At 39.3% G+C, this 13,518-nt stretch carries 10 protein-coding genes; 7 read left to right on the forward strand and 3 right to left on the reverse strand.

Going from position 1 to position 13,518, the window contains the following annotated elements; translation table 11 throughout:
* Positions 1 to 46: 46 nt before the first annotated feature.
* Positions 47 to 583 (reverse strand): ribonuclease H-like YkuK family protein, encoded by a 537-nt coding sequence (locus A6749_RS15470; protein ID WP_066391289.1) that lies wholly within the window; start codon positions 581 to 583, stop codon positions 47 to 49.
* A 750-nt stretch (positions 584 to 1,333) separates the two neighbouring features.
* Between A6749_RS15470 and A6749_RS15475 the strand changes: the two genes are divergently transcribed.
* The 4 genes from A6749_RS15475 (at position 1,334) to A6749_RS29405 (ending at position 4,600) form a co-directional block, all read left to right on the forward strand.
* A complete protein-coding gene (locus A6749_RS15475; RefSeq protein ID WP_066391293.1) occupies positions 1,334 to 3,040 on the forward strand; it encodes a metallophosphoesterase family protein in 1,707 nt (568 codons plus the stop codon).
* A 74-nt stretch (positions 3,041 to 3,114) separates the two neighbouring features.
* Positions 3,115 to 3,297, forward strand: a complete 183-nt coding sequence (locus A6749_RS15480) for a twin-arginine translocase TatA/TatE family subunit (protein ID WP_066391297.1) — start codon at positions 3,115 to 3,117, stop codon at positions 3,295 to 3,297.
* A 157-nt stretch (positions 3,298 to 3,454) separates the two neighbouring features.
* Positions 3,455 to 4,201, forward strand: a complete 747-nt coding sequence (gene tatC, locus A6749_RS15485) for a twin-arginine translocase subunit TatC (protein ID WP_066391299.1) — start codon at positions 3,455 to 3,457, stop codon at positions 4,199 to 4,201.
* 123 nt (positions 4,202 to 4,324) lie between these two features.
* Entirely contained in the window at positions 4,325 to 4,600 is a 276-nt protein-coding gene (locus tag A6749_RS29405; RefSeq protein ID WP_084797849.1) for a transposase, read from the forward strand.
* Positions 4,601 to 5,078: 478 nt separating this feature from the next.
* Here A6749_RS29405 and A6749_RS15490 read toward each other — a convergent pair whose 3' ends face one another.
* On the reverse strand, positions 5,079 to 5,615 hold the full coding sequence (locus tag A6749_RS15490) for a ribonuclease H-like YkuK family protein (RefSeq protein WP_066391301.1): 537 nt from the start codon (positions 5,613 to 5,615) through the stop codon (positions 5,079 to 5,081).
* A 338-nt stretch (positions 5,616 to 5,953) separates the two neighbouring features.
* Here A6749_RS15490 and A6749_RS15495 point away from each other — a divergent pair, with 338 nt between their 5' ends.
* The 3 genes from A6749_RS15495 to A6749_RS15505 all read left to right on the forward strand — a co-directional run bounded on the left by A6749_RS15495 (position 5,954) and on the right by A6749_RS15505 (position 10,711).
* Positions 5,954 to 7,042 (forward strand): carbohydrate kinase, encoded by a 1,089-nt coding sequence (locus A6749_RS15495; RefSeq protein ID WP_066391303.1) that lies wholly within the window; start codon positions 5,954 to 5,956, stop codon positions 7,040 to 7,042.
* 3 nt (positions 7,043 to 7,045) lie between these two features.
* On the forward strand, positions 7,046 to 7,960 hold the full coding sequence (locus A6749_RS15500) for a pseudouridine-5'-phosphate glycosidase (protein ID WP_066391305.1): 915 nt from the start codon (positions 7,046 to 7,048) through the stop codon (positions 7,958 to 7,960).
* A gap of 363 nt (positions 7,961 to 8,323) precedes the next feature.
* Positions 8,324 to 10,711: a M14 family zinc carboxypeptidase gene (locus tag A6749_RS15505; protein ID WP_066391306.1), complete on the forward strand. Its 2,388-nt coding sequence runs from the start codon at positions 8,324 to 8,326 to the stop codon at positions 10,709 to 10,711.
* A 102-nt stretch (positions 10,712 to 10,813) separates the two neighbouring features.
* Here the strand turns inward: A6749_RS15505 and A6749_RS15510 are convergent, their stop codons facing one another.
* Complete coding sequence (locus tag A6749_RS15510) at positions 10,814 to 13,213, reverse strand: M14 family metallopeptidase (RefSeq protein WP_084797850.1); 2,400 nt, start codon at positions 13,211 to 13,213, stop codon at positions 10,814 to 10,816.
* Positions 13,214 to 13,518 lie beyond the last annotated feature (305 nt).

Raw genomic sequence — 13,518 nt, forward strand, 5'->3', positions numbered from 1 at the left:
CACTCGAGACGGACAAAATGAAAATAAATGTATTTGTGGTTTAGGATTATTTTGTGTAGCGGTTGGCGTAGCTTGAGGCAACGAAGGCGTTTGGTTTGATTTTGGGTTCGACGCCCATGGATTCCATTCGGGTGACCATTTCTTTGACGAATTCGCTTGTTTTGTTTCGTTTTCCTGCGCCGATATCAATATGTCCCTCCATGGTGAAGGTGGCTCCTTTATAAATATGGGGCAGGACAATTTCGATCAGTTCGTTTTTTCTTTCCTCTGTGAATAAAGCAACAATTTCTTCGGTTAATGATAATTCCAGTGATATCCTTTCATGCAGCTGCGTCATTTTACGGGGGATGACCACTTTTTTAATACACGCCCATACCCCTTTTCCCTCATTTTGAATGACTATTCCGGTAATAAAAACAGTATGCCGTTTATGAACTTGAGAGTCAGTTCCTACCATTAAACGAAAATTTCCGGACGGGTCAGCATTCATAAACTCTATAATCCGTTTAAATACATGTTCAAAGGACATCCTGCTCTCTTGCAGATTTTTAAATAAATGGCTTTCTGGCCTCGGACCTTTCATAAAAGAAACACCACATCTTTCCCTTCTTGTTGAAGATATCAGTTGGATTCTTACTTCTATTTTATGGAAAATTGTGTAATGGTGTGCAATCAGCAACAGCTGCTATCTTTCTTTTTATTATCAATTGTAAAAATCGTACTGGGTGGTAGTGTACATATTTTTCAACCGGATCTTTTGTAAAAATATTATTTGTAGTGGCTGGATATGAATATTTTAGAAATGCTTAAACCATTTTTAACAATTGATGACCCGATAATACTGGATTTTGTAATATGTATTCTTAAGGAATATCTTAAAGTGCCTAAGGAATAGTCGGTTGCTTTATTAAGAGATGCCATTTCTTCTATGGAAAAGGAAAGAATTTTTATTAGGGATATTGATCATTTTCCATTCAATGATGAGGCAGTAGAGCTTTTAATTAAGGGTTTTTTTAAATACATATAATTTACCAATCATTTACACTGAATTAATAATTATTGTGTAGGATTAATGAGTGTAAGAGGGAATTTGTATGAATATGTCATATTTTGTACAGTTTGGAGGTGGTATTAATTATCAATTATTCCCTTATTAAGAGAAAGAGGGCCATTCTTACATAGAGTCTTGTCAATAAAAGAAATCTTATTTTGTGAAAAAAAGCTATCTTTTAATAAAAATGTTAGGCTTTTTACTACTTTATATTACATAAACATAATCGGTTTTTTGAAACTTATTAACTTATCTATCGTTTGAGAGGAGCTTGCAATAATAATGAGGAATGGTAAATTAAACCATAACGATAACCCTTTTACAAAGGAAATGGATCGACGGACCTTTTTGGAGGGGACAACTAAAATTGCTGGGATTACTTTAGGATTAACGCTAGTAAACTCATTGACTAGTATACCTGTGAGTGCAGCATCTAGTTCGTCTGTTTTTCACTCACAAGGCAATAAACCAGATTTAGTTTTTCCGGTAATAAGTGATGTACATATTAATTCTAATAGTAATCGCACATTAGAAAAATTTGTTACTACTTTAGAGCAGTTAAATAAAGTTGTACCTGACCAAGATGCTTTTTTGGTAGTTGGAGATTTAACGGATTATGGATATGCATCAGAATATGATAAATTTATGTCTGCTTATAACGTCAGAAAACAGCCGAAAGCAGTTTCTATGTTTGCAATCGGAAACCACGACTATTGGAATGGCTTATCGGTAGCAGATGCCCAAAAACTTTTCCTAAAGAAAACAGGGATGGAATCCATTTACTATCATAAGATAATCAAAGGTTATCATTTTATCATTCTTCATACAGAAGATGGCAAAACAGAGGGCACCTTCTCAGCAGCACAAATCAAGTGGCTCGGAGAACAGTTAAGATTAGCAAAAGCTGATGATCCGAAAAAACCGATTTTTGTCTTTCACCATCAGCCTATTAAAGGGACTATCTATGGAAGCGAATGGGGCTTCTCTCAAAATAGAGATCTTTTTTACGATACTTTAAAAGCCTATCCGCAAGTTATCTCTTTTTCAGGTCATACTCACTATCCGCTAGATGACCCTAGAATCATACACCAAAAAGATTTTACTTCTATTGGCACTTCAACAGGTGCTTACTTGTGGCTTGATAGCGGAAGAATCCAGGGGGAAGTCCCTGAAGATGCTGGTATCCTTAATCAAGCTCTGATTGTAGAGGTTTATAATAACAAAGTCATCATTAAACGTCGTGATATTCATAACGATGACTGGACAGGTGAACCATTCGAAATTAGCTATCCTGCTAATAAGCATAATTTTAAATATACAGAAGATAGGGACAAAAAGCCTCCTTTCTTTACAAATGATGCGATGCTTTCTATTGTGAATGAAAAAACGACTGCTGCCGGTTTAGCCATCATGTTTACCCAAGCTAAAGACAATCTTCTTGTACATGACTATAAAGTGGTAGCAAGAAATGTAGAAACAAAAGAAATAGCTAAAGAATTTCTTGCTTTCTCAGAGTTTTATAAAGATCCTGTACCCAATCCATTAACATTGCAAATTGACGAATTAAAGCCGAATACAATGTATGAGATAGAAGTTCATGCACTTGATGCATATGGAAATATAAGTAATAACTCTTTGAGAGTATTGGGGAAAACTTTGGACGGTGTAGAAAAAGAAGTAAAAATTAGCTTATCAAAAAATGTATTAAATGGAATAGAAGATACGGTTGAAGTTACGGTGGAAAATGCTAGAATTCCAAAAAGTGATTGGATTGGTTTATATGAAATAAATGAGACACCGGGACCCATCGCGTCAATATGGTGGATGTACACCCAAGTAACAGATGGAATCTGTAGATTTACTTATAATCCAAAAAATAATATAAATCCGGGAAGATATAAGGAAGGTTCAACGTATAAATTGGTTTATTTCTATGGCAGTGGATATGATTCTGTTGCATCTACAACATTTACCGTTGGTAGTAAATAAAAAAAGAAATGAATGAAGAACTTATAACATGTGGTTGTGGATCAAAATAGAATTATCTTTAAGGAGGAGAAACCATGTTTCAAAATATAGGAGTACCGGGATTAATATTAATTCTTGTTATCGCTTTAATCATATTTGGCCCATCTAAGCTGCCTGAAATTGGACGTGCTTTCGGAAGCACGCTTAGAGAATTTAAAAACTCTGCTAAGGATTTAATGACAGACGATAAAGAAGAAAAAAAAGAGAAAGTTAATTAAGTAAAACGGAGATGTAAGTAGTAAGCTTACATCTTCTTTTTTAAGGCTCAATTAAACTTGCTTGGTTGATTTTCTCTCAAGAGCTTCGCCTTTCAAGCAACATAGTGACAAAATAACAATTACATTAACATAACTTTTTTAAGCAAGGGGAAATTGTATGCCTATTGAGAAAATGCTTTTGGCAGATCACCTTGAGGAACTGAGAAAACGAATTATTTATACTTTGATTGCTTTTATCATTTTTTTAGCAGGATCATTTATATATGTGCAGGATATTTATACATGGCTTATTCGAGATCTTAACCGCAAATTAGCTGTATTAGGGCCAAGTGAAATTCTTTGGGTATACTTTATGATTTCAGGCGTGATCGCGATTGCTCTTACCATTCCAATTGCTGCTTATCAAGTATGGAGATTCGTCAAACCAGCGCTAACTGAAAAAGAACGAAAAATAACGATTTCGTATATTCCGGGATTGTTTATCCTTTTTCTCGTTGGTTTATCTTTTGGTTATTTCATTGTGTATCCAATAGTTCTTACATTTTTATTGTCCTTATCTGAAGGGCAATTTGAAACTATATTTACATCTGAAAAGTATTTCAAATTCATGATTAATTTGACACTTCCATTTGGATTTTTGTTCGAAATTCCGCTTGTAGTTATGTTCCTGACTTCAATCGGGATTATTAACCCTATGATACTTTCCAAAGCAAGAAAGATATCGTACTTTTTAATTGTTCTCACATCAGTGTTGATTACGCCGCCAGATTTTATATCAGATATTTTAGTGACAGTACCACTTGTAGTTTTATATGAAATTAGTATTAACTTATCAAAAATTATTTATAGAAAGAAACTTAAGCAGCGGTCGAATAACGAAATTAAAATAGAGCAAGAGTCTTAATGAGAGCAACATCTATCCGGTTGATGTTATTAAGCTTCACATAAAGAGTCTAAAAAACGTACTTTTGGTGTCGAAAAACATTTGCTTGTTAGGGTTAACAATGGAGCTTGAGCTATCTAATTAATTAAAAAGGCCGGAACAAATCCAATTATTATTCAATCTGGATGGACTGAAGGGTTTTATGGAAAGATCTTTAAACAAGGCAATAAAAACTTACGATTTATGGTTTATGTAGTAGGGAAAAGCTTGGCCCAACATAATAAAGACGTACGTCCCTTTTACGAGAAACTAATTGAACGAGGAAAGCATGCGAGAAAGGGCTATATTGCCCTTGGGAATAAATTTATCCGAATTGCCTTTTTAATGATAACGCATAAGAAGCCCTTTGAATCTAAGTAGACTGATTATAGTATTTTCAACGAGATTAAGAAAAAACTACAATACACAAAAATGGAGACTTATTTAAACATCGCTTTAGCTGCCTAAAAGATAAAAAACAATGAATCACTCTTCTGGGATCAAGGGAAAATCGACTTTGGTGCTGGAGGCAATACGACCTCGAGTGACAGCATGATTACCTTGTCCTGTCAATGCGAATTGTACGTTAATAGACCGGTTTGAACTAACCAGGCTGCATTCATGCGGAATTGAAGCAAGGTATTTCCTATTCAGATCCGAGAAGAGTTGATTCATTCATAAGGTTGTCTGTCAGTACTTATGGTATCTTTTGTTAATTTGATGCGTAAGGTGTATTTCTTATGCCCTAAAAATAAAAATTCTTACTTGACATAGTACGCTGACACCTTTTGTGGACAAAGTGCCTGTTTTGTCCACGTCGTACGGATTAAATGGGAATAAATGTATTATTGTTTTGCGATTATTTAGTGTAGCGGTTGGCGTAGCTTGAGGCGACGAAGGCGTTTGGTTTGATTTTTGGTTCGACGCCCATGGATTCCATTCGGGTAACCATTTCTTTGACGAATTCGCTCGTTTTGTTTCGCTTTCCGGCCCCGATATCAATGTGTCCCTCCATGGTGAACGTGGCCCCTTTGTATATGTGGGGCAAAACGATATCAATGAGCTCATTTTTTCTCTCCTCGGTAAACAAAGCGACAATCTCTTCAGTTAATGATAATTCGAGTGATATCCTTTCATGCAGCTGCGTCATTTTACGGTGGATGACCACTTTTTTAATACACGCCCATACCCCTTTTCCCTCATTTTGAATGACTATTCCGGTAATAAAAACAGTATGCCGTTTATGAACTTGAGAGTCAGTTCCTACCATTAAACGAAAATTTCCGGACGGGTCAGCATTCATAAACTCTATAATCCGTTTAAATACATGTTCAAAGGACATCCTGCTCTCTTGCAGATTTTTAAATAAATGGCTTTCTGGCCTTGGACCTTTCATAAAAGAAACACCACATCCTTCCCTTCTTGTCGAAGATTTCAGTTGAATTTCTACTGTTATTTTATGGGGAATGGTGTGTTGGCGTGCAATCGGCTGCAATGGCTAACTTTCTTTTTTTAGAGATATAAATAGAAGTTCCAGAATTTAAATAGAGCTTTTGTAAAAAATATTATCTAAGGTATCTAGATATGAATATTTTAGAAAAACTTAAATGAGTCTTAATATATACCGGCGAAGCTTGACATTGAGTTTTGTGAGGAGTACAATTTAAACATAAGTTTAAAATACTAACAAATGTTTACGAATGAGTAGAATGGGGTGAGGATTTGTCTGAGAGAATGACTGAGAAAGAGCAGTTGATTTATGATTTAATTCGAAAGAACCCCTATATTTCTCAGCAGGAGCTTGCAGAAGCAGTAGGATTGTCACGTCCTTCGGTTGCCAATATTATTTCAGGGCTGACCAGGAAGGGGCACATTGTAGGCAGGGCCTATGTATTGAATGAATCACAGCAAATTGTTTGTATCGGCGGGGCTAACCTAGACCGAAAATTCCAAGTGAAAAATAAAGCAAGGCTGGGCACATCGAACCCAATTAAGTCCGTAAAAAGTGTTGGCGGGGTAGCTAGGAATATTGCAGAAAACTTAGGCCGACTTGGACAGGACGTCATATTATTAACAGCTTGCGGTGCCGACAGCGATTGGGCGTATATTGAAGAGTCATCAAAATTATTTATGAATCTGGACTATGTGGCAAAAATTCCGGGGATGGCGACAGGTTCTTATACCGCCGTATTGGATACGGATGGCGAATTGATTATAGCCTTAGCCGATATGGAAGTGTATGAAGCAATTACAACTGAGCAGCTTTTAAAGCAGGATGCCTTGCTGAGCCGGGCAAAATGCATTGTTGCAGACTTAAATTGCCCAAAAGAGACACTTCAATTTTTATCCCATTTTGCCCAAAAGCATGACAGGCCGCTTGTACTAATCCCAGTTTCATCCCCAAAAATGGAGCGGCTGCCTGATGATTTAAGCGGTGTGACCTGGATGATTACGAACCGCGATGAATCAGAAACCCATTTTAATATCAATATTTCGGATCAAGAGGCATGGGAACAGGCGGTTGAAAAATGGCTTTCTTTAGGAATAGACAATGTCGTCATTACAAATGGCAAAAAAGGCGCGATGATCGGCAATAAGGAAGAAGGGACTTTTCATGTTCCTGCTATAGAAACAGAAGTTGTGGATGTCACTGGTGCAGGCGACGCTTTTTCCTCAGCGGTTATTTTCTCCTGGCTCGAAGGGAAAAAATTAATCGATATTGCCAAAGCGGGGGCAGTTAATGCTTCTAAAACATTGAAATCAACGTATACAGTACGTCAGGAATTATCCGCAGCACAATTACAACAAGACTTGGAGGACTAAATCATGAAAGAATATATTACTTTATCAGAAGAAGTTAAGCAGGCGAAAGAGCAAGGGAAACCAATTGTAGCGCTTGAATCAACGATTATTTCACACGGTATGCCGTATCCTCAAAACGTTCAAACTGCCCGCGAGGTAGAGCAAATTATCCGTGACAATGGAGCAGTCCCTGCGACAATCGCAATCGTAGATGGAAAAATTAAAATTGGTTTATCAGACGAGGAGCTCGAAATGTTCGGTAAGGCTTCAGATGTTGCTAAGGCTTCCCGCCGTGATTTAGGCTATTTGCTGGCAACTAAGAAGTTAGGGGCAACCACCGTTGCGGCAACAATGATTTGCGCGGAATTGGCTGATATTCATATTTTTGTGACTGGCGGAATTGGCGGTGTTCACCGCGGTGCGGAAACAACAATGGATATTTCAGCGGATTTAGAAGAATTGGCACAAACAAATGTAGCGGTTATTTGTGCGGGTGCGAAATCGATCTTAGATTTAGGCTTAACAATGGAATATCTTGAAACAAAAGGGGTGCCGGTAATTGGTTATCAGACGGATGTCCTGCCAGCGTTCTATACTCGTTCAAGCCAATTTGCGGTGAACTTCCGCGCGGACGATGTTGAGACCATCTCTAATACATTAAAAGCAAAATGGGATTTAAACCTTAAAGGCGGCGCGGTAATCGCGAACCCAATCCCTGAAGAACATGCAATGGATGAAAAAACAATCACAAATGTAATCGAAACAGCCCTTAAGGAAGCAACCGAGAACCATATTGCGGGGAAAGAAGTAACGCCATTCCTGCTAGCAAAAGTAAAAGAACTAACCGGCGGAAAAAGCTTAGACTCCAACATCGCCTTAGTAAAAAACAACGCCGTACTAGGAGCAAAAATCGCCGTTCAGCTTGGGAACTTAAAATAAAAAATAGCCAGAAAACAAATATAGAAAAACCAAAAAGACAGAAGGCACCACTACAGAAGGTGTTCCCTCTGTCTTTTTTTTTTTTTTTGGTTTTTATTGGAAAATGGTGTCAGGCACCACTCGTGGACATTTGTACGTCTGTAGTGGGCACATTTTTTGGTGGATTTTAATTTGTGCTGATTTGTAATAATGGTAGTTTTTTGTTCATAGATTGGTACTGTGTGTTTGATGCTTTTGTCCTATCTGATATTAATGGTGTTTGGTAGAAATGCAGGATGTATTTTGGCATGGTTCATTTTAAAATGGTTGTAACTTCCTTGTTATACATAATTTTAAATAAATATTCAATGGCGGAGGTTTTTTATGAAGAAGAAAAAGAAAAAAATTGCAGGGATTTTGGCTGTAAGTTTACTAACAACAACTGTTCCATGGGCAACAGGGTTTGCCGAGAGTCCAAAATGGACAAACGTCAATGTATACGAGGAGCAGGATGGAAGCAAGTTTAATAGCGAAAACTATGACTTTGTGAAATTCTCAAAAATTGGGGCACAATTAAAAGAAATCGAGAAGCAGTCAAACCGTATCAAAGTTGAGGTACGCGGCACCTCAGCAGACGGACATCCCCTCTACGTAGTCACTATTGCCGACCCAACCACACAAGGGAAGTTTGGTAAAATTCAAGCATTGAGAAAGCAAATGTTTAAGAACCCGGGAAAGGCCCAAGAGTGGATCGCCAATAACCAGGATTTTAAAGTGCCTATTATGATTAATGGGTCCATCCACGGAACGGAATTCGCCGGAACTGATGCCATTCTTCAGTTAATCGAACGCTTCGCAACCGAAAATGACGAGGAAACAAAGAACATCCTTGCGAATAACATTCTGATTTTCAACGTTGTGCAAAATCCGGATGGACGTGTTGATGCCACCCGTTTTAACGGTCAAGGGATTGATTTGAATCGTGACTTTATTACTCAGTCTCAGCCGGAGACAAGAGAGACGGTAGAACTTATTAAAGAATGGAATCCGATGGTGTTTCTCGATACACATGGATACGTGAAAAATTACGCACCTAACCTGCAGGGACTAATTGAACCATGTACACCGCCGCACAATCCAAACTATGAATACGATCTCTATAATAAGTGGGCGTACAAGCAGGCTGAAGCGATGGAAGCACAAATAATGAGCCAAAAGGACAAGTTCTCGTCAAGCACCCTGTATCAAAATATGAAAGGTGTTTATGTGCCTCAGCGAAATGACAAAGATGGCTGGGATGATTATCCGCCAATCTTTACACCAATGTATGCAATGTATCATGGGGCATACGGTCATACATTAGAAACGCCGACCAATGACTGGGATGGCGTCCGTTGGATGTATAACGCGATTATCGGGGCACTAAATTTTGCTACAGAAAACAAGCAGGCGATGATTACCGACCAAATTGAAATGTTTAAACGCGGAATTAACTTTGATCATCCTTTCCATAAAGATGGGTTCTTCCCGAAGGCTTATATCCTTCCAGTTAATGAAAAAGATCCGACTGTAACCCATAAAGCAGTTAATCATTTAATCAATAATGATATTGACGTCGTTCAGGCTCCAAAGTCATTTACGCTTGATGGAAAAACTTATCCAAAAGGGACTTTTATCGTTAAAATGGACCAAGCAAAAGCGGGGCTGGCGAATACGATGCTGTGGGACGGCGAGGATATCACTAATACGATTAATGCGATGTACGATATTTCTGCATGGAGTCTGCCGGAGCTTTGGGGATTTGAAGCTATTCCTACCCAGAGCGAAGTCGATGTTACAACAACTAAGGTTAATAAAATTTCCGAGCAAGGATCTGTATCAGGAAAGGGTCCATACTTAATTCCGAACAGCTCCGTTCAAGCAGTTAAGCTAGTCAATACTTTGCTCCAGCAGGGGGTAGCTGTAAAACGCGGTGCAAATGGTGATTTTTACACAGATGCCGCTGCTAATAAAATTTCAGCAGCTGTAAAGGAATCAGGACTGCAAATTGAATCAGCTCAGAAAGCTCCGCAGGACGCTGTTGCTTTAACCAACTTAAAAGTTGCTATCTTAAAGGACGGAGGAATTAGTAAAGTCCAGTCCCATAGTGGAACAAAGCTGTCCTTAAAACGTCTCGGCTTTGATGTGACAGAAGTAACTCCGGTTGAAGTGGCGGAAAATGGTTTAACCGGGTTTGAAGTATTTGTTTATAGTGGTTCATCCAGCTTAATTACTGTTATTGCAAGTGCGTCAAGCAAAGAATTCGGTCTCCAAAATTCATCTCAAGTAGCTAAGCTAAAGGCGAATATTACTGATTTTGTTTCCCAAGGCGGTAAATACATCGCGGTAGGAGGAACTGCCTCACAGGCAACGAAAACGCTTGGCCTGACGGATGATACCATTAATGTCGGAGGTTCTGACAGCAATGGAATCGTCAAGGTTGACTACGAAGGCACTGGTTTAACAGGCGGCTATGGCCAGGATGATATCGGATTTGTCTATCGTCCAACATGGTACACCAATACCGGGAATGATAAAGTAGCTGCTAAATATGCCAACACCGATAATTTCTTCCTTGCCGGCCACTGGAGAAATAACAGAAACGCTAAAGGGCAGGCCGTAATGGTAAAAGAGCAGGATAAGGACGTAACACTAATTGGATTAGAGGCAGGCTTCCGTGACCACACCGACTACCTGTTCCGACTCCTATCCAATGCTATTTTTGAAAAATAAAAGTCTTAAAGAGAGGTCTGGCTCCAGTTGGAGAGCCAGATCTTTTTTTAAAAATAAAAAAGGGTAGACCCTTGATGGATCGACCCTTTTCTTCATGTTAATTTACTTGATTGTTATTGTAACTGAATTGAAGTTGTTTCCGTTGCTAAGCGGATTATAGTTTTTCTCGATATTGCCGGCAGCGTCTACTGCGAAATAATTGATAGTTGTGGTATTATCAATTTTTAGTGTCTCAGCTAATTCACGAGTGCCGCTCAGCTGGATTTTCTTCGATTGGAACGTAGGGCGGCTGCCGTCAAGTGTATAATAAACAGTTGCCGGTTCGCTTAATTCAAACTCAACCTCTACTGGTCCATCGAACTTGCCGTTTCCAGGCACAGCTTTGGATTTCGGAGGCTGATGGTCTTTTGCATTAGCATAGGCAACTTTTATTAAACCAATTAAACCATTGGAGAACTCCATGGCCTCTTCATGTCCTTCTGAAAACGCCGGCTGGAAGCCAACTGCCTGCCATCTCTTTGTAGTGTTATTCCATAAATCTGCCCCAACCTCGAAGTTCCAGGCGTAAATTCCCTTTTCGTACCACAGGTAGTCAGCCGAGTTACCTGCAGCGGAGTATAGGACATCCGGAATTGGACCTGTACGGCTTGGTAAAATAACTGTACCGCGGTGGTCCTGAATGTCATTTAACATGATATCAGACGCTGCCCAGTAGAAGGCTTCTTGACCTGCAGTCGGGCGTGGCAATGTAACACGCTTAGGATCATAGGCGCCAGGTGACCACATGAAGTAGCCGCCATAGCTGTGAATATTCATCGCAAACTTAATATTTGGATTTTGGTCTGCAAGCCAGACAAGGTTTCTTGCTTCCGGCTCGGAGTTTTCAGAAGGTCCGGCAAAAGTATCACTAGTACAACTTGTTGATGCGCCAACAAATCCGTCAAATACAGAGCCGACAGAATGGTTGCGGTTTAGGTCAACTCCCCAAGAATTGCGGTATCCAGGGTCGGACGCCGTAGGCCCACAGTGGTTTGTCATATTTCTCCGCTGCATATTGTAATCGTTAAAACTGTAATTGGCACCATCCGGGTTAACTGATGGAACAAGGAAAATATCCAGATTGTCGACAAGCTTTCTTGTCTCACTGTCCTGGTCATAATTACGCAGCAGGCGCTCTGCTGTTTCAATCGTCACAAGAGGTGTGACCCATTCACGGGCATGCTCCTGAGCGTAGCCAAGAACCCCCGGTTTAGAACCGTCGCGATGCTTTCCGATACGGATTGCCTTGACCGTAAACGGATCGCGGGATACACTTGAAGGCGCTTTCAAATTATCCGTTAATGTTGCGGCTGCAGGGGCAACAACTCCGGAACCGGCATTACCGCGGTAGGTAGTCGCGGATACAAGCTGGCTGGCATTAGCATTTAAGGCATCGACGACTTGTTTTGCCGTACTAGTAACCTTGCCTGAGGCATCAGTTGCTAGATTTACTGAAATCTTTTTCCCGTCAACCGTTATTTTTAATGGGGAATTATTGGTTCCAGGATTCTTGAAATCTACTGAAATATCATTGCCGCCTTCATGACCCCAAGCTTTTGAGGAAACGACAACAGCAAGGTTTGTAGTACCGCCAATTGTTGCCTGAGCAAGACGTCGGTATCCGTTTGTTTTATTCGGCATGTCAATGATTTCTACTAAATTAGGAAATTCTTTTGCTAGTTTTTCTGCCCGCTCATATAATTCATTAGGGGCCATGTAGTGGTCAACAAAGTCGGTTACATAATTTGTTTTCTTATGCTTCGGTTCTTTCCCCAGCCACTCGGTTACGTTGCTAGTAGCTGTGCCGCCAAGATTACTTTCAATTTTGACCGATGAAGGAACGGCGTCAACCTGCAAAAGTAAATAGTGATACATATATTCTCCGTAATCAACAAATCGAGAAAGGGTTGCTGATTTTTCCACTTCACCCTCAGTCCAGGTTGCTTTAAGTGCTGTACTTGCTGATGCACCAGCACTCGTTTTTACTTCCATATACAGGAATGTGCCAGATTGGTTGGTAAAATGATTGGCACGAAGAACCTTAAGGGTATCTTCTGATGCTGCTAGACTTGCTTGCAGCTGCATAGCTGTTTGTCTCTCAGCCACCCTGGCGTTCCATTGCGTTTCGGTAATCAAGGTATCTTTCACTTTAATACCATACGTATCTAGCATTGCAATTTCCGTTGGTGTGACAACTGCATCTACTTCATAGACACCATTATTCTCTTCAATTCTGTGGGTAAGGTCAATGCCAAGTTCAAGCAGCTTGTCCTTCGCTTTGTCATTTGGAACTACTAATTGCACAATAGAGACAGATTCTTCCTTTGGCAGCGGCTGGTCAGGCCGCTCTACCGCGGATGTGGGAGTACTAAGACCGGGGTAGAATGTAGAGAACCCCAATCCGGTCACAGCAGTCATGACCATTAAATTTCTTTTCCATTTTGGTTTTTTTCTTTTTACCAAAAAACTGCACCTCCAAAACTATCAATGATTTTGTAATACAAGCTTATATTAAAATGGATATTCATAATTTTATGTCAAAAAATCTGACAAATAGTTTATTTCGTTCAACAAAATTTTTAAAATAAAAATATTTACTATTATGTTAGTAAACAAAGGTCAAAACATGAATTAATACATATTCGTCATAGCAAGTGCAAATTTAATACATTAATATAACAGCTTTTATAGTACGGACCTGAGCCGCAGTCTAATGCTGTCGATAAATGTTTGAATATGGAGATATAAAATTTATCGAAAAATTTAAA

Source organism: Neobacillus mesonae, from assembly GCF_001636315.1.
Classification (GTDB): Bacteria; Bacillota; Bacilli; order Bacillales; family Cytobacillaceae; genus Neobacillus; species Neobacillus mesonae.